A 24,198-nucleotide genomic window follows, 5' to 3' on the forward strand; every position below is an offset into this window, starting at 1 on the left:
GCTTCACTCCTTCCCGCCGTAACCGTTTGGATGCTGCTGGAACCAATTCCAGGCGGTTTGGATCATCGTTTCAAGACCGGCATATTTCGGTATCCAGCCGAGCTCTTCCATCGCTTTTTCGGAAGATGCGACGAGCTGAGCCGGATCACCCGCTCTTCTCGGTGCCACTTCGGCAGGAATCGGATGCCCCGTCACTCTGCGGGCAGCGTCGACGACTTCCTTCACACTGAAGCCGTTCCCGTTGCCAAGGTTGTAGGTCGCACTTTCTCCTGATTTTTCAAGCTTCGCCAGTGCCAGCAGGTGGGCATCGACAAGGTCGTTGACGTGAATGTAGTCACGGATACATGTGCCGTCCGGTGTGTCATAATCATCCCCGAACATCATGATTTTCTCCCTCTTCCCTTGGGCGACCTGCAGAATGATCGGAATCAAATGGGACTCCGGCCGGTGATCTTCCCCGATCCTTCCATCCGGATCCGCACCGGCAACATTGAAGTAACGGAGGACGACATGCTTGATGCCGTGTGCTTCTTCCGTCCAGCGCAGCATCTTCTCAATGGCGAGCTTCGTTTCGCCGTATGGATTAGTCGGAACTGTCCGGTCCGTCTCCTGGATCGGCACCTGTTCCGGTTCCCCGTAGACGGCAGCCGTCGAAGAGAAGACGATCTTATCGACGCCGTGCTTGGCCATGCTCTTCAGGAGAGCGACGGCTCCGTAGACGTTGTTATCATAATACTTCAATGGATCTTCCACACTTTCACCGACGAGGGAATCAGCGGCAAAATGAATCACCGCCGCAATCTCATTCTCTTGAAAAACACGGTCGAGAAATGCTTCATCTCTCAAATCCCCGTTGTAAAAGTCCGCTCCTTCCAGAATGGCCGGCTCATGCCCCTTCTGGAGGTTGTCTGCGACAACCACCTTTTCTTTCCTGTCCAGCAGCTCCGCCACCGCGTGGCTGCCGATATATCCTGCTCCTCCACATACGAGAATGGTCATATTCTTTCCTCCTCCATACGTTTCGCTCCATCTCCGATTTCCACCACGTAGAAATCTGCTTCGAGATCGACCGCCTTTTTGTATCGATCTCCGACATTCGTAAGGAAGGAATCAACGTCATCCTTCTTCACGATACTGATCGTACAGCCGCCGAAACCTGCACCGGTCATGCGGGATCCGACTGCCCCTTCCGCCCAGGCTGCTTCGACAAGGGCATCGAGCTCGCGACCCGTCACTTCATAATCATCGCGCAGGGAGCGGTGCGAGTCATTCATCAGCGCACCGAAACCTTCGATGTCCCCCTGATCAAGCAGATCGACCGCCTTGATGGTACGACGGTTTTCATAAACGGCATGCTTTGCGCGCTTCTGTACGACGGGATCGTCTATCAGATGTTTGTGCGCTTCGAATGCCTCCTCTGTCAAATCTCCTAAGCTGTGAATCTTAAGCTCAGTCTGCAAGGCTGCAAGAGCTGTCTCGCATTGCGAGCGCCGTTCATTATATTTGGAGTCTGCAAGTCCTCGGCGCTTGTTCGTATTAGCAATAATCAGCGCGTGAGAATCAAGCTCTACCGGAGTGTAGCGGTAGTCGAGCGTATTACAATTCAATAGAACCGCATGGTCCCGTTTTCCCATACCGATAGCGAACTGGTCCATGATGCCGCAGTTGACGCCGACGAATTCGTTCTCCGCCTCCTGCGCAAGCTTCACCATCTCCACTCTGTCCACCGACCAATCGCTCGTCTCCTCAAGCACTGTTCCCATGACAAGCTCGATCGAAGCGGACGAAGAAAGCCCTGCCCCGTTCGGGATATTTCCGAAAAAGGCAATATCAAAGCCGGAAGAAACCGCATAGCCGTGCTTCTTGAAGGCAGCGATGACTCCCTTCGGATAATTGGCCCAGTCGTGCTTTTCCTCATATGTTAATTCTTCTATATCAGCATCGATGATTCCTTTTTCCGGGAAATTCATCGAATAAAACCGAAGTTTCGTATCTTCTCGTTTTCTCGCGACAGCGTATGTCCCGACACTCAGGGCGCATGGAAAGACGTGCCCTCCGTTGTAATCCGTATGTTCTCCGATCAAATTGACCCGGCCCGGTGCGAAGAACAGCAATGCCCCCTGGCCCCCGCCGAACTTCTCTGCGAACGCATCTCGTAATTGTTTCATTCCGACTCCTTCTCCCTTCTATTCTTCTACCTTTTCGATTAAAAACAGCTGGGACTGAAAATCTCCGGCCCGCTCTGCCTGCGGTGCATTCGCCCCGTTGAACTCGACGGGAAGCGGAAGGCCGCGGTACATGCATTCATCCCCGTAATAAACCGTATCCTGCCCTGTGACTCTATAAGCTGCGTCCGGATCGAGTCCGGTAAGCTTCAAAACCTGATCCTGCTTCGGATTCGGGTGATACGTCTGGCGATACCAGCCGGCAAGCGCCTTCGTACCATCCTCCGACACGACGATCCAGGCGGTTTCTTCTCCATCAAACGGGCTGAGCAGCCGGTGGAAGGTGCCAGTCTGAATCAAGCGGCGGACGTTCTGGAACTCTTTGATCTGGCGGCGGACTTCCAACTTCTCTTCTTCGGTCAAACCGGACGGATCGAGCTCATATCCGAACGTTCCGAAAACCGCGACATCGTTGCGGAACTTCATCGGCGTCTCGCGCGACGTCTGGTGGTTCGGTACAGCAGATATATGCGATCCGATGCTTGACAGCGGATAAGCAATCGAGGTGCCGTACTGGATCTTCAGACGCTCGGCAGCATCGGTGTCATCACTAGCCCACGCCTGCGGGGCATAATACAGAAGGCCGGCATCGAAGCGTCCCCCGCCTCCGGCACATGATTCGAACAAAACGTCCGGATGTGCCGACGTCAAGCGCTCATACAAATCATAGACTCCAAGAATATAGCGGTGGAAGAACTCCCCCTGATGCTCGAGATGCGGGGAGAACGGTTCTGTGATGTTCCGGTTCATATCCCATTTGATGTAGTCGAGCTTCGTTTCCTTGATGATGCTGTCCATCCGGCTGAACAAGTAGTCGACGACCTCCGGATTGGCATAATCCAGCACCTTCTGGTTCCGTTCCAGCGTCTGGTGGCGTCCAGGTACACCGACGACCCATTCCGGATGTTCCTTAATCAAGTCACTGACAGGACTGACCATCTCCGGTTCAAACCACAAACCGAACTGCAGCCCTTTCGCCTTCACCTGCTTCGCTAATGCACCGATTCCGTTCGGCAGCTTGGCTTCATCAACGAACCAATCACCGAGCGATGTCGTATCATCGTTCCGCTTCCCGAACCAACCGTCATCGAGGACAAACAATTCAATGCCGAGATCTTTCGCTTCCTCTGCAAAAGCGTCAAGCTTCGCTTCATCGAAGTCGAAGTAAGTCGCCTCCCAGTTGTTAATGAGGATCGGACGTTCTTTTTCGAGCCATCTCGGTGCGATTAAATGACCATGATGAAGCGCGTGCAGCGCCTGACTCATCCCGTTCATCCCGTTTTCCGAATAGACGAGGACCGCTTCCGGCGCCTGGAACGAGGCTCCGCTTTCCAGATGCCACGTGAATGTGTCCGGGTTGATTCCCATCGACACCCGCGTCCGGTCGTAATGATCGACTTCCACTTCCCCGAGGAAATTGCCGCTGTATACGAACTGACACCCGAGTACTTCGCCGGCAAACTCGGTCGCTCCCTTTCTTTTCAACGCGAGAAAAGGGTTGTGCTGATGCGAACTCGCTCCGCGGCTCGTGCCGATCGACTGGATACCAGGACGGAGCGGACGTTCTTCGATATGACGCTCGCGCGACCAGGCTCCTGCCAAATGGACCATGTCATACGCGCTGTCCGGAAGATCGACGGTCAGGGACATCAGCCGCTCCACCTTCACCTTCTCTGTTCCATCGTTTCGGAGGATACTGCTCCTTGAAAGGACGGGATGGTCCCGGAAGATTGTATAGGAAAGGTCCCATTCTACACCGGATGGTTCATCTTTAAGCGTGATCGTCAGCGTCTCCGCTTCTTCCTCCTCCGCGAATGTCGCAGGAAGTCCCGGCAGCTTCGCTTTGCCTTTTTCCAGGTGGTAACGGTCAAATCGGAAATCAGAAACGTACGAGCCGTCGGCTGCTTCCAGCTTCACCGCCGGCTCTCGAAAATCTCCTTTCCCATAAGCTGTCGCTTCGTGAAGGATCGTTTCCATTGAGAATCCGAGCTCTCCTTCATAGACGTGCGTACTGGACGGTGCGACCGTCTCATAATCCTGAAACCTCGCAAATCCGGATCGATCCCGGATGGCTTTGCCGTAATACAAATGTCCAAGCTGTCCGTTCCGCATGACATGAAAGATATAGCTGATCTTTCCGTTTGTCAGATGGAACTGTTTCTCCGCTTCGTGTATATGAATCAACACTGTTCACCAACCCTTTCCTATGTCTCCCGTCTATAGAAACGCTTACATTTCAACGTTTTGACTTTGTTAATTAATTTAATTTATGTAAATAGTAACACAGCTTCCTAGCTTTGTCTGCTATCCTTTCGTAAATTTTTTAAATATTCTTATGTAACGGCCTTATGTCCTATCACCAAGGCGTTTAAGACGTTAAAATATGTCCATCTTTCCCGATTCCTCAAACAGGACTTTCTTCACAACTTAATAAAATTAATTAAAAAAGTGGAATTTGTGGTATGCTAAACGAAGAATGAATAGTGGAGGAATCCTATGAATACCAACTATACACGGGGCAGCTTCCAGTTGATGAAATCGATCAACCGCTCGATCATTTTGAACATGATCCGTGAGCACGGCCCCATTTCAAGAGCTGATATTGCAAAACAGACACGCCTCACTCCCCCGACGGTCAGCAACATCGTCAAAGAGCTGATTCAGACGAAATTCGTCATCGAAACGACGCAGGGAGAGTCCAAAGGCGGGCGCAAACCGACGCTGCTCGCTATCAATGCCGACCAGTTCTATATTCTCGGCGTCGATGTCGGTACGAATCAGATGAAATTCGTCGTCACGAACCTGTTCGGTGAGCTGAAGCGTGATTTCCAACTCGCGATACCGCTGAATCCGTCCAAGGAAGATATTATCTCGACGATGAAGAGCGGCATCCGTGAGCTGTTGACCTGCGGCGATGGAGATGAACACAAGTTTCTCGGTATCGGCATCGGTATGCACGGAATCGTCGATCCGGAAGAGGGGACATCCCTATTCGCCCCCTCCTTCCAGCTATATGATATCCCGATCAAGGAAGAGTTGGAGAAGGAATTCAACATGATCGTCAAAGTCGAGAACGACGCCCATACGATGACGCTCGGGGAGTATTGGTTCGGAAACGGCAACGATGCCGATAACCTCGTCGGCATTAATGTAGGAAACGGAATCGGTGCCGGGATCATGATCAACGGCAAACTATTCCACGGGGAAAACCACCTGGCAGGAGAAATCGGCCACGTCACTATTGATCTATCCGGAACGAAGTGCCCGTGCGGCAACTACGGCTGCCTTCAGACATTCGCGGCCGGACCCGCCATCGCTGACCGGGCACGGAAGGAACTGAAAACAGGCAAGCCTTCCTTGATCACCGAACTGGTCGACCATGACCTCGAAAAAGTGGATGGTGCGACCGTCCACAAAGCGGCACTGCAAGGCGACGCCTTCAGTATCCAGCTGTTGAACCAAACAGGCCGCTACTTAGGCATCGGCCTCGCCAATTTGATACACACGCTGAACCCGAAACGGATCATCGTCGGCGGCGGTGTTGCGAGATCGGGTGACTTTTTATTAGAGGGTCTTCGTGAGACGATCCAGTCGCGCGGCTTGACGATAAAGGCGAAAGAAACGGAAATCGTGCTCTCGAAGCTCGGAGCCAACGCCTCCGCCATCGGTGCCTGTGTCCTCGTGTTAGAAGAATTCTTCTCCCGATAAATCAGGACCGATTAACAGGAGATAAAGGAAATACGAAGAATGTCAGGGGTTTGATGTCCGTTTACGGAGTCCGTCCGCTCCTTCCTTATAAATACTCCTTCCACAAACTGAAAAGGAAACCAGCAGACGCTGGTTTCCTTTTTAATTATCCGTTATTAGCAAATTGGAGGACCATTCCCTCCAGGACGTCGAGGTTTCTCGCCTGGAACCGGATCCCCTTGTAATCGAAAACGACGATTTGTTTGTCTTCCACATTCAACGTTTCCTTATACTCATTGTCCTCCGTCAACGGCTGGTAGGTGACTTCGGCCTGCACGCTCTTCCGGGCAAGGAACACTTTCATCCCGTTCAGCCGGGAGCGCACCTTTTCCTCCGGCGGGTCCCCCTCATAGAAGTAGACGAAGTGCAAAGCATTGGTCACAGGCATTTTGAACTCATCAATCGACCGCTGTGTCGCGCTTTCCATACATCCCGTAAGCAGAACGATCCCCAACAACAGCCAGACACGCGTTCTCACTCAGACATTCCTCCAGAAAAGATAGCTTATACCATCTTATGCCGGGCGGGAATGGATTAGCACGGACGAGTCTATTACTTTTTCTGAAGCGGGAGCAGGGCGGCACCGATGACGCCGGCATGTCCATCCAGCTCTGCACGCTTGAGCTTGATTTCCGGAATCAGGCCGGGAAAAAGGTACTCCTTCACCCGCTCCTCGAGAGGAACCCAGATCAAATCCCCTGCATTCATCACACCGCCTCCAAGGACGAATACTTCCGGATTGATGATGTGGGTGAGATTCGCAATCGCCATTGCCAGGAAATCAACCGCTTCCTCGACAATGTGCTGCGCCTCCTCTTTCCCTTCCTTCACGAGTTCAAAGACACGCTCCGCTCCGCCTTCGATGCCGTATAACTCTTCCGCTCTCTTTCCGATCGCCGTGCCGCTTGCATAGCTTTCGAGCGATCCTTTATTGAGGTTGCTGTATTGATAGCCGTTCGGCTGCAGGATCATGTTGCCGATTTCCCCGGCGTAGCCCTGCGCCCCGCTGAACACCCGGCCGTCGATCACTAATCCCCCGCCGACACCGGTACTCACCGTTATGTAGAAAACACTCGTATAGTCTCTGCCAGCTCCGAATTTCGCTTCGGCGAGCGCCGCGGCATTGGCATCGTTGTCCAACTGGACATCGACGCCGAAGTGGGACTCCATTCGTTCCACCAGCGCCACCTCTTCCCATCCCGGCAGGTTCGGCGGATCGAGAATGACTCCACGGTGCGGGTCGAGCGGACCAGGAGCTCCGATGCCGATGGTATCAATCGTTCGGCCGCCGGCGGTCCTCTCAATCATGTCGATCATTTTTTCAAGCGTCCGGTCCACCCCGTTTTCCACTTCCGTCTTCTCCTGAATGAGTTGTTCGACCGTTCCATCTTCCTGTACGATTCCCGTGCGGACGTTCGTCCCGCCGAGATCGACACCGATATGAATTCCCATAAGATCCCCCTCATTATTCGCACTATTTAGTTAATAGTAGCACTTTTCTTAAAAACATGCTTTTACATGATTCTACAAAAAACGTATAATATAGAAGTACGCTTTTTTTAGAGAAGGGGTGGAGGAATGGGGCGCAAAGAGCTCAAACGCAGCAAACGTAAAAAGAAGAAACGCTGGAAAGTCCTCTTAGTCCTGTTAGCTCTCGTGCTGGCAGGCGGAGGCATTTACTTATATACGATATTCCATAATGTACGGGCGACCGTGAATCAGGATCTACATGAAGACGTATCGTCGATCGATACCGAAGAAACGAAAGCGAAGGTCGACAAGAAGGAACCGTTGAATATTCTCCTTCTCGGTGTCGATGAACGGGAAAACGATGTCGGACGCTCTGATACGATGATCGTGATGACCCTCGATCCGAACAATGATCAGATGCAGATGGTCAGCATCCCGCGGGATACGAGAACTGAAATTGCAGGCGACGGCCGCGTTACGCGGATCAACCACGCCTACGCCTATGGTGGAAGCGATATGGCCGTCGATACCGTCGAGAACTTTCTCGATATCGACCTCGATTACTACGTCCGCGTCAATATGGAAGGACTCTCCCAGGTCGTGGATGCGGTGAACGGTGTAACCGTTCAGAACGACCGCGCCTTCAAGTCCGGCAACTTCACCTTTGAAGAAGGGGAGCTTGATCTCGACGGACGTGAAGCGCTCGCCTATGTTCGGATGCGTAAAGAAGACCCTCAAGGCGACCTCGGCCGGAACGAACGCCAGCGGCAGGTCATCCAGGGCATCATCAACAAAGGTGCCAGCTTGAACGTCGTCAATAAGATCAACGACATTCTCGACGTCCTCGGCAGCAATGTCAGCACGAACATGGAGTTCAGTGATATGCGCCGTCTGGCGACGAAATACAGCAGTGCCCGCAAGGAATCCTCTACGTATCAGATGAGCGGGGAAGGCCGGATGACAAACGGCATGTACCTGATTTACATGAGCGACGAAGAAGTCCAGAAAGCGCACGACATGATTGTGAATTTCGGTAAATGATAAAAAACCCCGCATCCTTGATTAGGATGCGGGGTTTTTTAGGTTACCGAGAAGATAGGCAGAATCCGTCTACTCTCTAAAGGGTCCGAAGAAAATAGACAACGAACCTCCGAAACGTCCTGCACATAATTTAATAAAAAGGAGGAAGATCCATGTATAACACTCCCTACGACAGCCATAAACGGTCTATCCGTCAAGATTACGGCGCTGTTGGTGCGTTAAATGCAGCGACATTGACCATCCCCCAAATGTTGACCTACGCCCTTCAGGATGAATACCTGGCTCAGGCGAGGTATGCAGATATAATAAATAAATTCGGCAGCATCCGTACTTTTGTGCAAATAAAAGAAGCAGAAATGAGACATATTTACGCATTATGGCAGCTGTTCGACCGTTACCAAATCCCTTTACCGGAAGACACATCCGCCTCCCTTGTCACCACTCCGGAGACAATAAAAGCCGCCTATGCCGCCGGAGTTCAAGGAGAAATCGATAATATCGCGATGTACGAAAAATTTCTAACTTTCCAGCTGCCTCCAGACATCCGAATCGTTTTCAACTCCTTACGCAACGCTTCCGTCAACCACCTCTCCGCATTTGAGCGGGGACTTGCCAGAGTTCTTTAATCCAAGCACTATCCTTATTCCCTCTTCTTGGATTCTTTCAAGCGGAGGGATTTCATCCATTCTTCAGAGCTTTTTTTATAAAAGAAGCGAGTAATAAGGATATGATGATCATAAGCGGGATCACAAAAATAACGGCGATCAAATTGGTTTTATAATTCAGCGGGACGAAGGCATTCCACACAAGATCCATCCCTTTCCAAAGTGCAGAGAAGATTAGAACAGCCAGTACATAATAAACCACACTCCACATAAATATCTTCCTTTCTCTCCTACCTGGTTATAATCCAATCATTTCAAAAATTCCTATTGAGTACAATACGTTTCATTTCTCACTTTCCACGTACTAATTATGAAAGACCAGCCAAGTACATTCCCTTACGAACACCTTTCCATTCATTCAATAAAAAAACAGCCTGGGACACCAGACTGTTTTCAATCCAACCCTATTCTATTACTTCGTCTTTCCAGAAACACCGTATCACGCCAGATGCCGTCCATCCTGCCGATCCGTTCACGGCGTCCGACTTCCCGGAATCCGTTTTTCTTATGGATCGCTATGCTGGAACCGTTCTCAGGGAAGATCCCAGCCTGTAATGTCCAAAAGCCATGCGCTTCACTCGCCTCAATCAGCTGCTCCAATAATTTGCTGCCCACTCCCTGCCCTTTGCTTTCCGGGCGGACGTAGACGCTGACTTCCGCCACACCTGCATACACACATCTGCTCGACACGGGACTCAAGGCCGCCCAACCGATAATTTCGTCGTCGCGTTTTGCGACGATTCGGCACTCCAAAGCATGTCCGGCATCCCAGTCATCCCAAGATGGGACCTCCTTCTGGAAGGTTGCATTCCCTGTCGCTATTCCTGCTTCATAAATGGCCCGCACCTGCTCCCAATCTTCCGGAAGCATAGGTTCCACAACAACCTCTCTTCCCATCCCTGCACCTTCTCTCCTTCTATGTATAGAAAAATCCGCCAAAACGATTCCGTCCCGGCGGCTTCTTCTGATTATTTGCCTGTCTCAGCAAACTCCTGAATTCGAGCTTCGATTTCATCACGGACGCGCTGGAAGAAAGCCCACTTCTCTTCTTCGGTACCTTCTGCTTTGGCAGGGTCATCGAATCCCCAGTGGAAGCGTGTCACATGCGGCGGCGTCATCGGACATTTGTCGTTAGCATCCCCGCACAGCGTAATCGCATAAGCGGCGTTGTTCAAAATATCAGAATCGATGATGTCGGATGTTTGATCGGTAATATCGACGTCCACTTCCTTCATCGCTTTCACGGCATTCGGGTTCAATCCGTGTGCTTCAATTCCCGCTGAACGCACATCGTATTTCTCCCCAAGGTATTTCTTTCCGAACCCTTCCGCCATCTGACTGCGGCAGGAGTTTCCTGTACATAGAAAATAAATAACTGGTTTGTTTGACATAATTTCCATCTCCTTCGTGTTGGTTTATAAGAGTAACAGCCAGATATAAAGGCCGGTCAGTGTGATGAATAACGTCGGTACCGTCAGAATCACACCAACTTTAAAATAGTATCCCCATGAAATCTTGACGCCTTTCAAAGAAAGGACGTGGAGCCAAAGCAATGTAGCAAGCGACCCGATCGGAGTGATTTTCGGACCTAGATCCGAACCGATGACGTTGGCATAGATCAACGCTTCCCTGATTGTCCCGGATGTATCGGTTCCTGCAATGGCCAGTGCATCGATCATCACAGTCGGCATGTTGTTCATGACCGAAGAAAGAATCGCTGCGATGAATCCCATGGAAATAGTCGCTGCAAACAATCCTTGATCCGCTGTGTACTGAATGACCTCTGCCAGTACGTCGGTCAACCCGACGTTCCGCAGTCCATATACAACGACATACATGCCGACCGAGAAGAACACGATCGCCCAAGGCGCACCTTTGACGACCTTTGCCGTTTCCACTGCTGCACTTCTCCTCGCCATCAGCAGGAAGAAAATCGCCACGATGCCGGCAATGATGGAAACCGGAATCTCAAGCGGCTCACTGGCGAAGTACCCGATGAGCAGCACAGCAAGGACGCCCCATGACAGGCGGAACATTTTAGGATCTTTGATTGCCCTTTTCGGCTCCTGCAGCTGACTTACCTCGTACGTTCCCGGAATGCTCCTCCGGAAGAACAGGAAGAGGACGAGGATGCTCGCCGCAATCGAGAACAAGTTCGGCACGATCATACGCGAAGCATATTCTACGAAACCAATGCCGAAGAAATCTGCAGATACAATATTCACAAGGTTACTGACGACAAGCGGCAGGGAAGCGGTATCGGCAATGAAGCCGCTCGCCATGATGAACGGCAAAATCATCGCTTCCTTGAAGTTCAGATTCCTGACCATTGCGAGTACAATCGGTGTCAGAATCAGAGCCGCCCCATCATTGGCAAACAGGGCAGAAACGAGCGCCCCGAGCAGGATGACGTAAATAAACATTTTCTTTCCGTTTCCTTTGGCAATGCGGGCCATATGTAACGCAGCCCACTCAAAAAATCCGATCTCATCCAGAATCAAGGATATGATGATGATCGCTATAAACGCTAAAGTGGCATTCCAGACGATGCCTGTCACATCAGCGACGTCCTGGAAATCGACGACACCGAACAGGAGGGCAAGCACGGCTCCCCCGCAGGCTGACCAGCCGATCCCCAAGTTCTTCGGCTGCCAGATCACCAATGTCAGGGTGATCAGGAAAATAATGATGGCAATAATGGCTGAACTCACGTGCATCCCCCTAGATGTCGCACTGGATTCGCAGTCCTGCTTCTTCCAATGCTCTTAATTTATCTCTTTGATCAGGTATTTGGTTTAACACCTGCTCGATGATCGAATACGTCTCATGTGCTTCATTCAACGAATAAAAAACCCACTGCCCGCTGCGGCGCTCCTTTACGAGACCGGCGTCTCTCAGCTTCCGCAAATGCTGACTGATGGACGGCTGGCTCATCTGCAGCACTTCCACAAACTCACACACGCAGCACTCGCCGCCCTTGATCATCCCGAGGATCGTCAAGCGCGTTTTGTCTCCAAGCAGCTTCAGCGTTTTTGCGGCATTTTCCAAATCGATCGTCTTCGGCTCCATACCCTTCCCCTCCCTTTCATCCACCGCCATTATATAAGTGTATGCTTATATATGCAACTTATTTTTTTACTGCCAATATAATCCTTGACTTACCGAATTTTCTGACATATGATTAATTCATCAAAAAAAATTGATGAAGGAGGAGGATTCCATGAAAGAGAACATGGCCTTTACAGATGTATCCCTTACGAATACATTCGCGCTCTATGAGAAGAAGTTCAAAGCGCTGGCAGACAAACGCCGCCTTCACATCCTCCATGAAATTACCGAATACGGAGAAGTATGCGTCTGCGATTTGTCTGAGAAGCTGGAGCTCCCGCAATCCAAGCTGTCCTATCATTTGAAGATTTTGATGGATGCCGGTCTGATCGAGAAAGAAACACGGGGTACATGGAGCTATTACACCCTCCAACATAAAGAAATCAACCACCTTTTATCAGAAGAGCTATGCTGCCTGTTCCGTCGCGGTTAATTTTTTTACCTTATAAATCAAAAAAAGTTGATGAATGGAGGAAAGTACATGAATTTACACGTGGGATTGAACGTCACCAATTTAGAGGAGTCGATCGCTTTTTATAACAAAGTTTTCGGTGAAACCCCGGTGAAGGAGGAAGAAGACTATGCGAAATATTTACCGGAAGGGCTCGGACTGAACTTCACCCTTAATAAGAAACCGGAAGTCGCGGGCAATCAGGTCGGCCACTTCGGTATTCAAGTCGATCAACAGGAAGACATCGATCATCAGAAACACCGGTTGGAAGCTCTCGGCTTCTTCACTCGGGAAGAGAAGGACACGAACTGCTGCTATGCGCTTCAGGACAAGTTCTGGATCACGGACCCGGACGGCAACGAGTGGGAATTCTTCTATACGAAAGCAGACACGAACGGAGGAGAGAACTGATATGGAGACCTTTTATGTCATAGAAAAGCAGTTAGAGTACGGTCGCCGCAATAACGAGTATCGCATTCCGATCGCCAAGAAGGAACCAAAGAACCCAAGTACCCGCTTCTTCCGGGAGAAGAAACAGCCGTGCTGCTAAACACAAAAAAGGAACGGGATGGAAATCCTCGTTCCTTTTTGTTTACGTATCAAGGGTTCTGAAATCCGAAGATGGCTACGAAGAGGACGAACCCCCAGAAGATGACGCTCGCCGTATTGAGAAGGATCAGCACCACTTTCCACGTCCCCTTCGATCCGAAGATGCTGAACAGCAGACCGGCAATGGCGAAAACAACAGGCAGGAAGATGCTGATACCGAAGAAAAATTCAGAAATACCGGAGCCGAATCCGTTCCATACCCCAAGAATCGGCAGAGCAGAAAGAACAAACAACAGACCACCTAAGAAAATAGACAACCGCTTCACTTATCCTACACCCCCTAAAGCTTCCTTCTCTTATGATAACATCCTATGATTCTTTCAGGTCTTTTGTCAGAAAGACACTGTTTGGATCATCCGTATAATCCGAAAACGGGGCGCAGTAATGGAAACCGAAACGCTCATACAGCGTCCGCGCCGGTTTGAAGTATTCCATCGATCCGGTTTCCAGACTGACCCGTTCGTATCCCGCTTCCTTCGCTGCTTTCAGCACGTGTGCGAGGAGACTTCTGCCGACGCCCTTCCGTTCATGACCAGCTTTCGTTTTCATCGACTTGAGCTCTACATGTTTTCTGTCCAGCACCTTCCATGCCGCACAGCCAACCAACTCCCCATCTTCCCAGGCACTCCAAAATGTCACCTCCGATGCGCGCAGTGCCTCGAGATCAAGGGCATGTTTACTTTCCGGAGGCGAATGCCTCCTCATCATCTGAAGATGTTCCTCCAGTAAATCCGCCACTTCCCGTCCCTGTAAATCATCTATCCTAATATCCATCGTCTTCTCTCCTTTTCTCTGCCGTCAGCTATGTCCTTTTGGAACATAAAACAAAAAAACGGCTATTCCATATGGAATAGCCGGGGTTCCTTTATGCCGCGGACTTCTCGTCCCGCTTGTCAATCCACCGCTTCACTGCCTTCGAAATCAAACGCAGGATCATATAGATACCGCAGAAGAGGAAAAAGCCGAGTACGCTTGCGACAGCGTCTCCGAATTCCATGTTCCCGCTGCCTGTGATCTTCTGCTGGATTTCGACGGCGAAAACGAACACCAGCACCATGGCGAAGGTGAATAGAAACGAGATGGCCGTAATGCTCCACTTGGCGAGAATGTGAAAAAGAATATCGACGAATACGAGGCCAATAATGCCAAGTATCCCGATCACCCAAAAATGCAGTTCCTTATCCGTCAGAGTCCACCCCATGGAGGACGAAAAATCTGCGATCACCTCATGCCAGATGTTGACGATCTCCGCTAACAGCAAAATGACTTCTTTCATCCGTACCTCTGTCTCCTTGCAACTGATTTATATCCATACTTTACCACATCGATCGTCGACTGCCTATCTATTTCGCATGGAGGAACGTCATCATCGCATAGGCAGCCAAACGACTTGTCATGTCACGGATATCCTTAGATGGATCGTTTTCTACAAGATCCATCGCTTTAACCGAAGGATCTGCCGCGGCTGCCGCTATGCTTGAAATAAGCTCCCGCGATGTTATTCCCCCCGGTCCGGCTGCCGGGCAACCCGGTGCGAAGGCCTGGTCGACCACATCCATATCGACAGATAAATAGACGGCGTCCGTCACTTTTTTCAACCGGGCTATTTCCTTCTGAAGAATCGTCGTGATGCCCTGCCGTTCCACTTCCTCCATCGTGTACACGTGTACACCTTTCTCTTCGCCATATTCCGCATACGCTCCTGCGTTACAGTAGTCCCGGATACCGATCTGTACTAGATGCTCACCCTTCAGAATACCTGCTTCCAGCAAACTGCGAAAAGGTGTCCCGTTTGTTCGTCCGCCGTCCTCCAGGTTACGCAGATCGTGATGGGCGTCCCACTGCAGCACGCCGATCGTGCCGTATTTTTCCTGAAAGGCAGCGATCGAAGGGTAGCTGATGCCGTGATCCCCACCGAGAATAATGTAGCGATGACACGCCTCCTGTTTCAACATGTCCCGGATGCTTTCTTTCAGCCTGGCAATATTCTCATCGATATCCGTCGGATGCATGAGGACATCGCCGAAATCGAGAATCGTTCCTGCATAATCCCCTTTTCCGGAGGCGTAAGTGGTCAAAGACCGGAACGCCTTCCTGATTGCAGCCGGCGCTTCCGATGCCGTCGACGGGGAAATCGAGGACTTCGACAAAGGCAGGCCGATGATCCCTGCTTCCGCCCCCTTTCCTTGGCGGTACGGAACGATGCGGTCCTCCATCTTCGTCGTCAGGCTGTCTTTGAAAACTGCTTCCCCTGCCGGTTTAACGTAACGGAAAGACATCGGCATCCCTCTTTTCCCAAATGTTCCGGCCGTCCTTCCAAACCGAACGGGCATGGTTCACGCCGTAATGATAGGGAAGGTACGTGTAGTTCGGAATGTCCCAAAGTACGAGATCAGCGGCCGCTCCGATTTCAATGCGGCCGGCCGTGTTTTCCAATCCGATGGCGCAGGCCGCGTTCGTCGTCACCGCATTCCAGATTTCCTCCGCTGTCATCTTCAGCTTCAACGCAGCAAGCGACATGATGAGCTGCAGGTTCTCGGTGACACAGCTTCCAGGATTGAAGTCGGTCGCAAGGGCAACGGCGGCCCCTTTCCCGAGCATCCTCCGTGCATCGGCATACGCATCTTTCCCTAAGTAGAAGGTCGTGCCCGGAAGAAGCACAGCAATCGTCCGGCCGGCGGCAAGCTTTTCCATTCCAACCTCCGTCGCAGCGACGAGATGATCCGCCGATACCGCTTCCAGTTCAACAGCAAGCTCTGTACCGCCAAGCGCGTCGATCTCATCGGCGTGAATTTTGACAGGGAAGCCGAGTTTCTTCGATGCTTCCATAAACCGACGCGACTGATCGACCGTGAACACGCCCGTCTCACAGAAGATATCCGTAAAGCGGGCAAGGCTCTCGTTCTTGATATCAGAAAGCAGATCGATCATGTCCTGTAAAAAGACGTCCGGGGCCATGCTGTCAGGAATCGCATGTGGACCAAGGAAGGTCGGAACCACTGTCAGCATCCCTTCCTCCCCGAGCCGTTTGATGACGCGGAGCTGCTTCCGTTCCGTTTCCCGATCAAGGCCGTAGCCGCTTTTTGCCTCCACCGCCGTCACTCCGTGAGCCGCCATTCTCGCAAGCGTCGCTTTCCCTTTTTCATAGAGTCCAGTCTCAGTCGCAAGCCTCGTTTTCTCGACGGTCGCAAGGATACCGCCGCCCCGTTTCAAGATTTCCAAATACGGCATGCCCGCCTGCTTCAACGGGAGTTCCTGTTCCCGGGAACCTCCGAAAACAAGGTGGGTGTGGGGGTCGATAAGTCCGGGGGAAACCACCTGATGACGAGCATCGACATAGGTACGTGCCGGGGCCGCTTCGCCCTGATTCCCAATCCACGTGACCTTGCCGTTCTGAATGCCGAGGGCCGCGTTCCGCCGAACGGGCAGCTCAGCCATTGCTTCGCCCTTCAGCGGTCCCTTTTCCGGCAGGATCAGCTCACCAATCCGGTCGATCACGAGATCCAACATTACGTCTCCTCCTTCTTCATAGGAATATCGATGCCGTGCCGTTTCGCTTCTGCCACCGCTTTCTCATATCCTGCGTCAGCGTGCCGGATGATGCCCATGCCGGGGTCCGTCGTAAGCACCCGTCGGAGGCGCTCTTCTGCAAGCTGCGATCCATCAGCGACGGCGACCATTCCGGCATGCAGGGAATATCCCATGCCGACACCACCACCGTGGTGGAAGGACACCCACGAAGCACCGGCAGCCGTATTAAGGAGTGCATTGAGTACCGCCCAGTCCCCCACCGCATCGCTGCCGTCGATCATCGCTTCTGTTTCCCTGTTGGGAGAGGCGACCGAGCCGCAGTCCAGATGATCCCTGCCGATTACGACCGGTGCGCGCAGCTCCCCTTTCCGTACGAGTTCGTTGATTGCAAGCCCCATCTTCATCCGCTCCCCGTAGCCCAGCCAGCAGATTCTCGACGGGAGGCCTTGGAAGTGGACCTTCTCTTCTGCCATCCGGATCCAACGCAGCAGTTTTTCATCGTTCGGGAACAATTCTTTCAAAAGATCATCCGTCCGTTTGATATCTGCCGGATCCCCGGAGAGCGCCGCCCAGCGGAACGGTCCTTTCCCCTCACAGAACAGCGGCCGGATATAGGCAGGGACGAATCCCGGGAAGGCAAAAGCATCCTTAACTCCTTGATCATAGGCGACCTGCCGGATATTGTTGCCGTAGTCGAACACGATCGTCCCCTCTTTTTGAAAATGAAGCATCGACGTGACGTGATCGGCCATCGACCGGGAGGAAAGCTCCACATAGCGCTCCGGGTCTTCCTTTCTCAATTCCGCCGCCTTCTCCAGACTCCACCCCTTCGGTATGTATCCGTTCAACGGGTCATGTGCCGAGGTCTGGTCTGTCAAAATATCGATTTCTTCCTTTCTATTAATCAAAGATGGATAGACATCTGCAGCATTTGCGAGGAGCGCAATCGACAGCGGGCGCCCGGCACGCTTTGCTTCCTCCGCCCATTTTAACGCCTCTGTAAGCGACGCCGTTTTCCGGTCACAGTATCCTGTCGCAATCCGTTTATCGATCCGGGTTTCGTCCACTTCGACCGCGACGACGACTCCGCCGTTCATCGTCACTGCGAGCGGCTGTGCGCCCCCCATGCCGCCAAGGCCGGCCGTCCACGTAATTGTTCCTTGAAGCGATCCTCCGAAGTGCTGTTCAGCCAGCGACGCGAACGTTTCATATGTCCCTTGCAGAATGCCCTGCGAGCCGATATAGATCCAGCTCCCGGCCGTCATTTGGCCGTACATCATCAATCCTTTCCGGTCAAGCTCATGAAACGTATCCCAATCCGCCCATTTCGGGACAAGGACCGAATTGGCAAGCAGCACACGCGGCGCCTGTTCGTGGGTCCGGAAAACTCCGACCGGTTTACCGGACTGAACAAGCATCGTTTCATCCTTTTCCAGACGCTTCAACGTCGAAACGATGGCATCAAACGCCTCCCAATTCCTGGCCGCCTTGCCGATGCCGCCGTATACGACTAAATCCTCCGGCCGCTCGGCGACGTCCGGATCAAGATTATTGCAGAGCATCCGCAGCACCGCTTCCTGCTCCCATCCTTTACACTCAAGACCTCTCCCCGTCTTGGCGCGTACCTTCCTCGCTTCCGCCACTGGGATCTCCCCCTTCTCTCCATTTCTTCCAACCAAACACATCCGTCTGCAGCCACGCCGCCGCCCGTTCGATATCCTCCGCAAAAACTCGGTCCTCTGTCATGCTCGGCACGACCTTTCGCCCTGCTTCATACAAAGCCGCCGTCTTCGGAGAGACCTTCTCCACTCCCCGGTACTCCAGCGCCTGCATGCTGCAGATCAGCTCGATCGCCAGCACCTTGTACGTATTTCTGACAATCTCAGCGGCATGGCGGGCGGCGATCGTTCCCATACTGACATGGTCCTCCTGATTCGCAGAGGACGGGATCGAATCGACGCTCGCCGGATGGGCAAACGTTTTATTCTCCGAAACGAGAGACGCCGCCACATATTGCAGGATCATGGCACCTGACTGAAGCCCAGGATCTCTGCTTAAAAAAGGGGGAAGATCGTTCAACTGCGGATTGACGAGCCGCTCGACCCGACGTTCGGAAATGCTTGCAAATTCAGCGATCGCGATTTTCATAAAGTCCATCGCCAGCGCAATCGGCTGACCGTGAAAATTCCCCCCGGAGACGACAACCCTTCCGTCTTCCAGCAGCAATGGATTATCCGTTGCAGCGTTCATCTCGATCGTCAGCTTGTCTTCCACGTAGCGGAGAGCCTGCCAGGACGCTCCGTGGACTTGCGGAATACAGCGGATCGAATACGCATCCTGCACCCGCTTCTCTCCTTGGTACGTAACAAGCTGACTGCCGTGGATCAAGTGCCTGATCCGCTCCGCCACCTCCTCTTGTTCCGGATACCCGCGCGCCGCGTGGATGCTCGGATGGAACGCATCACGAACCCCTTCCAACGCCTGCATCGTCATGCTGCTGATCCAGTCACACTGCAGAGCGAGCCGTTCCGATTCGATGAACTGGATGACCCCGACCGCCGTCATCGCCTGCGTACCGTTGATCAACGCAAGTCCTTCTTTCGCTTTCAATTGGATCGGCTCCATGCCAAGTCGCGCATACACATCTTCTGCCGGAAGTACTTCCCCCCGATAGTTGACCCAACCTTCTCCCATCAAAACAAGTGCAAGATGAGCAAGCGGCGCCAAATCACCGGACGCCCCGAGCGATCCCTGTGATGGAATCACCGGATGGATGCCCTTATTGATCAAATCGCGCAGCCGGCATACGACTTCTTCCCGTACCCCGGACACGCCTTTCAAGAGCGCATTGAGACGCAGCACGATCATTGCCCTGCTCACGATTTCCGGAAAAGGATCCCCGACACCGCAGGCATGCGATCGGATCAAATGCTGCTGCAGTTGATCGACATCCGCCGCTGCTACCCGGACATCACTCAGTTTCCCGAACCCTGTATTAATGCCATATACGATGCTGCCCTTCTTCACAATCTCCTCGACCACCCGCCGGCTCGCCCGGACCTTCTCCAGACTCATCTCATTCAAAGAAACCGGCGCGTTTTGGTAACATATCGACCGTATTTGACTGATAGTCAACGTCCTTCCGTTCAATTCGACCATCGATCCCCCTCCTGCCTGTGCCTGCGGCGAAAAAAGAGGTGACAATGGCAGAACTCACACCACTGTCACCTCCATAATAGGAGTCATAGACCACTCACTCTCATCTATATGCGCCCTTTCTACAGCTCATACCACCAAGGCAGCTTTTCCTTAACATCATTTCCTACTGAGAGATAAATCAGTGAGATGGCTTGAATGTAAGATGTGGAGGCTCCACGTAAAAAACACCTTCCTTTCCGAAGAACACTCCCCCAAAAACCTTTCTGTCTTAACCTGCTGCTATTGTGGAAGGATATTTTCGCGCAGAAAGCGTCCCATATCCTCCAGTCCGTCCCTCCCACTTAAATGAAAACAACAAAAAACCGGAAACCAAAGGCTTCCGGTTAAGCTGCTTCCGTTTTCTCCTGCCATTTCAGCACAAGACGATAAAAGGCAGAAAAAGCGAGGAAAGAAAGAATCGATCCCGTGAAAATTGGAAGAATCAACGGGAAGATATAAAGACTGACCATCAGAATGAAACCGGCCGTCACTGCAACGGCGAGGAACAACACCGGACTCGAGAACGTCAGGAAGAACGCCTGTTTCAGCACACCACCCACCTTAAGGTCGTAATGCACCATGGCCGAAAATACGTTGATGGTATAAACAAAAAGGATGATGCTCGAGACGAGGAAGGCGTTCATCATTAACGGATTCGTCCCAGAGAAATAATACACATCTGCTGCGACAACCACCCAGAGAAAAGTCAGCAGTGCTCCAACCTTCACGCTTCCAACGTAGTTTTCTTTGTAATAGTACCAATAGCTGTATTCCCTGCCGTGTTTCTCCTCCTTCCGCACCCATTCCCGTGCTTTCGCGAACAGAGCGGTCGTCGCCGGGAAGAAGACGATCGGAAGAAGTAAGACGAGCGGCGGCAGCAGATACCAGAGTTGTCCCCTCTCCCCAATGCCGAGGATGCTTAACAAAATCAACACGACCGGCAAATTGAACAATGTCCACAGCAGATTCGTCAGCGCAAACTTGGAGATCCACTCACTGACCGCGTATAAGCCACCCCTGATTCCCTTCATCCGATCCATATCCATTCCCCTTTCTTTCCCTTACAGACTGTACGTGCTGTTTACGCCCACCACATATCGGCCGGCTGTTCTTCTATCAAGACGGACTTCAAATTCTTCACGGCCTGGCGGAAACCTTCATCAATCGACATGATCGGATCCTCATGCTCGATGCTGACGGCATGATCGTATCCGAACGTCCTTAGTGCACTGATAATATCCGACCATTCCTTGACACTGTGGCCGTAGCCGACGGAACGGAAACTCCAAGCCCGCGTCTGGACGGCTGCGTAATTCTGCATGTCGGTCAACCCGTACATGTTTACATTTTCCTGGTCGATATACGTATCCTTCGCATGGAAGTGATGGATGGCATTCTCTTTTCCAAGTATCTTAATGGCCGCGACCGGATCGATGCCCTGCCACCATAAGTGACTCGGATCGAGATTGGCTCCGATCGCCTCCCCTGCCGCTTCGCGAAGCTTCAGCATCGTGTAAGGCGTATGAACGAGGAATCCGGCATGAAGCTCGAGTCCGATCTTGACCCCGTTCTCCTCGGCAAGCTTCGCTTGTTCCTTCCAGTACGGAATCAGTTTTTCCGTCCACTGCCACTCCAGAATATCGGAGTATTCCGGCGGCCAAGGTGTGACAGGCCAGTTCGGCGCCGTATCCTGTTCACTTCCACCAGGGGTTCCGGAGAACGTGTTGACGACAGGGACTCCCATTAATCCGGCGAGCTTCACCGTCTTGACGAACGTTTCGTGGCATTGATCAGCGAAAGCTTTATCCGGAGAAATCGGGTTGCCGTGACAGCTGAAGGCACTGATGGTCAGACCACGATCCTCCACCTTCGCCAAGTATTCCTTCCGCTTCTCTTCACTCTCAAGAAGAACATCGACGTCACAGTGAGCGTTACCCGGATAACCGCCTGTTCCGATTTCCACCGCTTTCAATCCGGATTCTTTTGCATGGTCAAGCATTTCTTCAAACGATTTATCAGAGAATAATACCGTAAATACGCCTAGTTTCATCGCTCATTCCTCCATTATTGATTTATTTTCACACTGGAACCGGTCCGACTGCTTTCGTAGATCGCTTCCATCAATTGCGTCACTTTAAGCGCCTGTTCAGGCTGAACGACAAGCTCTGTACGCCCCAGACAGCTGTCCACGAAGTTCCTTGCCTGGGCCACGCCCGGCTCCGGGTATCCTTCGTTTATTTTCATCGTACTATCGACCAGAGCACCAAACTTCGCCTGATAAAGCTCCAGCGGATAAACGCTGAGTCCTCCATCGACTCCGGATATAGAAAGCGATGTATGGTCTTCTTTGATATTCGCTGCCCAGGAGCATTCGAACTGCATGGAAGAACCATCCGCAAACGTGATATAACTGGTCACATGATCATCGACGTTGAACGTTTCATGATCAAACGTTCCCCAGTCATTCACCTGCCCCGGCGTCTTACTCAGCCGGTCATAGGCACGTCCCATCACTTCTACAGGCTCCGGATCATCCAGCAGCCAGAGAGCAAGGTCGAGAAGATGGCAGCCGAAATCAATCAAACTGCCTCCCCCCTGCAGCTCTTTATTCGTAAAGACGCCCCATCCCGGGACTTTTCTCCGCCGCATCGCCTGGACACGGGTCACAAGCGGATCACCAATCTCTTTCTCAAGGATGGCGTTTTTCGCAAGTTTCGCCTCCGGAGTGAAACGATAATGATACGCAATCGACAAAAGGCGGTCATTTTTCTCTGCCGCTTCGATCATTCTTTCGCATTCCTCTGTCGTAATCGCCATCGGCTTCTCGCACAAGACGTGCACGCCCGCTTCCAATGCCGCAACCGCAATCTCGGCGTGAAATTTATTCGGTGTACAGATGATAACGGCGTCGATATCCTGAAACATCGCAGGATAATCTTCATATACGTGCGGAATGCCGTGTGTTTCTGCTACTTCCTTCGCTCTTTGTTCATTCACATCCTGGACAGCATGCAGGATGACATCCTCCTGTAATTCAAGGAAAGAGGGAATATGCCTCCCTTGGGCAATTCCCCCTACTCCAATCAAACCTATACGGAGACGGGTCATTTCGTGACTTTCTCCAAGCTTGCAATTTGACCTGTTTCACTGGAACGAAGCGCTCCCAGAATGACTTCCAGTGACTTCAGTCCTTCTTCTCCGGTGATCAACGGATCTTTCTTATTAATAATGCTGTCAAGGAAATGATCGATCACGTGAGAATTGCTTTGTCCACCCTCATCGTTGGACTGGATTTTTCCAAGCTCGTAACGGACGGTGTCCCCGTTGTTGTAGTTGGCAATCAAAGAATACGTCGGATCATCTTCTAAGCGAAGCGTTCCTTCTGATCCGTAGATGACCGTCGAATTGTCTTCCTTCGGGTTGTATGCCCAGCTCGCAGCCATTGTACCGACAATACCTGATTCAGAACGGAGGATGCAGACGGCATTATCATCCACCGTGCTGTTTTCTTTCGCACTGCTTTCGATGAAGCCGGCAACGTTCGTGAACTCTTCCCCCAGCACGTAGCGCATCAGGTCTGCCTTATGTACACCAAGGTCTCCCATCGCTCCGATGAACGCCTCTTCTTTCTTGAAGAACCAGCTGTCTTTCCCTTCTGCACTCCAGCCTTCCGGTCCGCCATGACCGAATGCCGTACGGAAGCTGTATACTTTTCCGATGGAACCTGCTGCAAGCAGTTCTTTCGCCTTTTCATGAGAAGGTACGAAGCGCTGGTTGTGGCCGATCATCAATTTCTTTCCTGCTTTTTCAGCAGCTGCGATCATCGCTTCACCTTCTTCTTTCGACGTCGCCATCGGTTTCTCGCATAGGACGTGGCAGCCTGCATTCAGTGCTGCGATGGAAACAGGTGCGTGGAGGTAGTTCGGCAGACAGACGCTGACAGCATCTACGGATTCTTTCTCCAACAATTCTTCATAGCTCGTATACGCTTTCGCTCCGTATTCAGCTGCAATTTCCTCGGCACGGGCTTCGACAATATCGCAGACAGCCGTGATTTCTGCATTTGGATTATTGTTGTATTCCGGGAGGTGACGGTGCTGAGCGATGCTTCCACAGCCGATGACGGCAATTTTCAATGTAGACATGATATCAG

Annotated in this window: 24 protein-coding genes and 3 pseudogenes; 6 read left to right on the plus strand and 21 right to left on the minus strand. The window is 51.9% G+C overall.

The features are described 5' to 3' along the window. Nucleotides 1-3: 3 nt before the first annotated feature. The 3 genes from galE to AXG56_RS12140 are packed head-to-tail and all read right to left on the minus strand — an operon-like array spanning nt 4 to nt 4,412. Nucleotides 4-999 (minus strand): UDP-glucose 4-epimerase GalE, encoded by a 996-nt coding sequence (gene galE / locus AXG56_RS12130; RefSeq protein WP_008632491.1) that lies wholly within the window; start codon nt 997-999, stop codon nt 4-6. Further along, nucleotides 996-2,168 carry a galactokinase gene (locus AXG56_RS12135; protein ID WP_062514823.1) on the minus strand — a complete coding sequence of 391 codons (1,173 nt, stop codon included), beginning with the start codon at nt 2,166-2,168 and terminating at the stop codon, nt 996-998. The genes galE and AXG56_RS12135 overlap by 4 nt, the downstream gene beginning before the upstream one ends. An 18-nt stretch (nt 2,169-2,186) precedes the next feature. Further along, nucleotides 2,187-4,412 (minus strand): alpha-galactosidase, encoded by a 2,226-nt coding sequence (locus AXG56_RS12140; RefSeq protein WP_062514825.1) that lies wholly within the window; start codon nt 4,410-4,412, stop codon nt 2,187-2,189. Between the two features lie 309 nt (nt 4,413-4,721). Between AXG56_RS12140 and AXG56_RS12145 the strand changes: the two genes are divergently transcribed. Next, a complete protein-coding gene (locus tag AXG56_RS12145; protein WP_062514827.1) occupies nt 4,722-5,933 on the plus strand; it encodes an ROK family transcriptional regulator in 1,212 nt (403 codons plus the stop codon). 145 nt (nt 5,934-6,078) lie between these two features. Here AXG56_RS12145 and AXG56_RS12150 read toward each other — a convergent pair whose 3' ends face one another. Then, nucleotides 6,079-6,450 (minus strand): hypothetical protein, encoded by a 372-nt coding sequence (locus AXG56_RS12150; RefSeq protein WP_062514830.1) that lies wholly within the window; start codon nt 6,448-6,450, stop codon nt 6,079-6,081. A 74-nt stretch (nt 6,451-6,524) separates the two neighbouring features. Further along, nucleotides 6,525-7,424: an ROK family protein gene (locus AXG56_RS12155; protein WP_026577896.1), complete on the minus strand. Its 900-nt coding sequence runs from the start codon at nt 7,422-7,424 to the stop codon at nt 6,525-6,527. 126 nt (nt 7,425-7,550) lie between these two features. On the opposite strand from AXG56_RS12155, the gene AXG56_RS12160 reads away from it, so the two are divergent. Both AXG56_RS12160 and AXG56_RS12165 read left to right on the plus strand, forming a co-directional pair. Then, complete coding sequence (locus AXG56_RS12160) at nt 7,551-8,483, plus strand: LCP family protein (RefSeq protein ID WP_008632478.1); 933 nt, start codon at nt 7,551-7,553, stop codon at nt 8,481-8,483. Between the two features lie 197 nt (nt 8,484-8,680). Next, nucleotides 8,681-9,109, plus strand: a pseudogene (locus AXG56_RS12165) (DUF2202 domain-containing protein); the annotation flags it as partial. Nucleotides 9,110-9,161: 52 nt separating this feature from the next. Here the strand turns inward: AXG56_RS12165 and AXG56_RS12170 are convergent. The 5 genes from AXG56_RS12170 to AXG56_RS12190 form a co-directional block, all read right to left on the minus strand. Next, on the minus strand, nt 9,162-9,359 hold the full coding sequence (locus tag AXG56_RS12170) for a hypothetical protein (RefSeq protein WP_008632474.1): 198 nt from the start codon (nt 9,357-9,359) through the stop codon (nt 9,162-9,164). Between the two features lie 182 nt (nt 9,360-9,541). After that, a complete protein-coding gene (locus AXG56_RS12175; protein ID WP_062514832.1) occupies nt 9,542-10,045 on the minus strand; it encodes a GNAT family N-acetyltransferase in 504 nt (167 codons plus the stop codon). Between the two features lie 71 nt (nt 10,046-10,116). Beyond that, entirely contained in the window at nt 10,117-10,539 is a 423-nt protein-coding gene (gene arsC / locus AXG56_RS12180) for an arsenate reductase (thioredoxin) (protein ID WP_026577893.1), read from the minus strand. Nucleotides 10,540-10,563: 24 nt separating this feature from the next. After that, a complete protein-coding gene (locus AXG56_RS12185; protein WP_201029315.1) occupies nt 10,564-11,865 on the minus strand; it encodes an arsenic transporter in 1,302 nt (433 codons plus the stop codon). A 4-nt stretch (nt 11,866-11,869) separates the two neighbouring features. Then, nucleotides 11,870-12,217 (minus strand): helix-turn-helix transcriptional regulator, encoded by a 348-nt coding sequence (locus tag AXG56_RS12190; RefSeq protein ID WP_026577891.1) that lies wholly within the window; start codon nt 12,215-12,217, stop codon nt 11,870-11,872. 151 nt (nt 12,218-12,368) lie between these two features. On the opposite strand from AXG56_RS12190, the gene AXG56_RS12195 reads away from it, so the two are divergent. The 3 genes and pseudogenes from AXG56_RS12195 to AXG56_RS19530 all read left to right on the plus strand — a co-directional run bounded on the left by AXG56_RS12195 (nt 12,369) and on the right by AXG56_RS19530 (nt 13,257). Next, nucleotides 12,369-12,689, plus strand: coding sequence for a metalloregulator ArsR/SmtB family transcription factor (locus AXG56_RS12195; RefSeq protein ID WP_051348893.1), 321 nt, complete (start codon nt 12,369-12,371; stop codon nt 12,687-12,689). A gap of 48 nt (nt 12,690-12,737) precedes the next feature. Then, nucleotides 12,738-13,103, plus strand: a pseudogene (locus AXG56_RS12200) (ArsI/CadI family heavy metal resistance metalloenzyme); the annotation flags it as partial. A 16-nt stretch (nt 13,104-13,119) separates the two neighbouring features. Continuing rightward, on the plus strand, nt 13,120-13,257 hold the full coding sequence (locus AXG56_RS19530) for a hypothetical protein (RefSeq protein ID WP_161484926.1): 138 nt from the start codon (nt 13,120-13,122) through the stop codon (nt 13,255-13,257). Between the two features lie 49 nt (nt 13,258-13,306). On the opposite strand, the gene AXG56_RS12205 is transcribed toward AXG56_RS19530, so the two are convergent. From AXG56_RS12205 to AXG56_RS12255, 11 genes and pseudogenes are all read right to left on the minus strand, one after another. Further along, nucleotides 13,307-13,582, minus strand: a complete 276-nt coding sequence (locus tag AXG56_RS12205; RefSeq protein WP_008632462.1) for a hypothetical protein — start codon at nt 13,580-13,582, stop codon at nt 13,307-13,309. A 43-nt stretch (nt 13,583-13,625) separates the two neighbouring features. Beyond that, a pseudogene (locus AXG56_RS12210) lies at nt 13,626-14,099 on the minus strand (GNAT family N-acetyltransferase); the annotation flags it as partial. A gap of 82 nt (nt 14,100-14,181) precedes the next feature. Next, nucleotides 14,182-14,592, minus strand: a complete 411-nt coding sequence (locus AXG56_RS12215) for a hypothetical protein (RefSeq protein ID WP_008632457.1) — start codon at nt 14,590-14,592, stop codon at nt 14,182-14,184. A gap of 67 nt (nt 14,593-14,659) precedes the next feature. After that, nucleotides 14,660-15,595 (minus strand): formimidoylglutamase, encoded by a 936-nt coding sequence (gene hutG / locus AXG56_RS12220; RefSeq protein WP_062514838.1) that lies wholly within the window; start codon nt 15,593-15,595, stop codon nt 14,660-14,662. Next, nucleotides 15,576-16,826 carry an imidazolonepropionase gene (hutI, locus tag AXG56_RS12225; RefSeq protein ID WP_153017426.1) on the minus strand — a complete coding sequence of 417 codons (1,251 nt, stop codon included), beginning with the start codon at nt 16,824-16,826 and terminating at the stop codon, nt 15,576-15,578. Before hutI ends, hutG begins: the two co-directional genes overlap by 20 nt. Next, nucleotides 16,826-18,532: a urocanate hydratase gene (gene hutU / locus AXG56_RS12230; protein ID WP_062514840.1), complete on the minus strand. Its 1,707-nt coding sequence runs from the start codon at nt 18,530-18,532 to the stop codon at nt 16,826-16,828. Before hutU ends, hutI begins: the two co-directional genes overlap by 1 nt. Further along, the gene (gene hutH / locus AXG56_RS12235) at nt 18,444-20,006 is read right to left on the minus strand and encodes a histidine ammonia-lyase (protein WP_062514841.1); all 1,563 of its coding nucleotides are present in this window, start codon (nt 20,004-20,006) and stop codon (nt 18,444-18,446) included. Before hutH ends, hutU begins: the two co-directional genes overlap by 89 nt. Nucleotides 20,007-20,389: 383 nt before the next feature. Next, nucleotides 20,390-21,085 (minus strand): YesL family protein, encoded by a 696-nt coding sequence (locus tag AXG56_RS12240; protein WP_062514842.1) that lies wholly within the window; start codon nt 21,083-21,085, stop codon nt 20,390-20,392. A 41-nt stretch (nt 21,086-21,126) separates the two neighbouring features. Next, on the minus strand, nt 21,127-22,095 hold the full coding sequence (locus AXG56_RS12245; protein WP_062514844.1) for a sugar phosphate isomerase/epimerase: 969 nt from the start codon (nt 22,093-22,095) through the stop codon (nt 21,127-21,129). Between the two features lie 14 nt (nt 22,096-22,109). After that, nucleotides 22,110-23,153: a Gfo/Idh/MocA family protein gene (locus AXG56_RS12250; RefSeq protein WP_062514846.1), complete on the minus strand. Its 1,044-nt coding sequence runs from the start codon at nt 23,151-23,153 to the stop codon at nt 22,110-22,112. Further along, nucleotides 23,150-24,190, minus strand: coding sequence for a Gfo/Idh/MocA family protein (locus tag AXG56_RS12255; RefSeq protein ID WP_008632441.1), 1,041 nt, complete (start codon nt 24,188-24,190; stop codon nt 23,150-23,152). Before AXG56_RS12255 ends, AXG56_RS12250 begins: the two co-directional genes overlap by 4 nt. Between the last annotated feature and the right edge of the window lie 8 nt (nt 24,191-24,198).

Source organism: Halobacillus sp. KGW1 (assembly GCF_001592845.1).
Lineage (GTDB): Bacteria > Bacillota > Bacilli > Bacillales > Halobacillaceae > Halobacillus.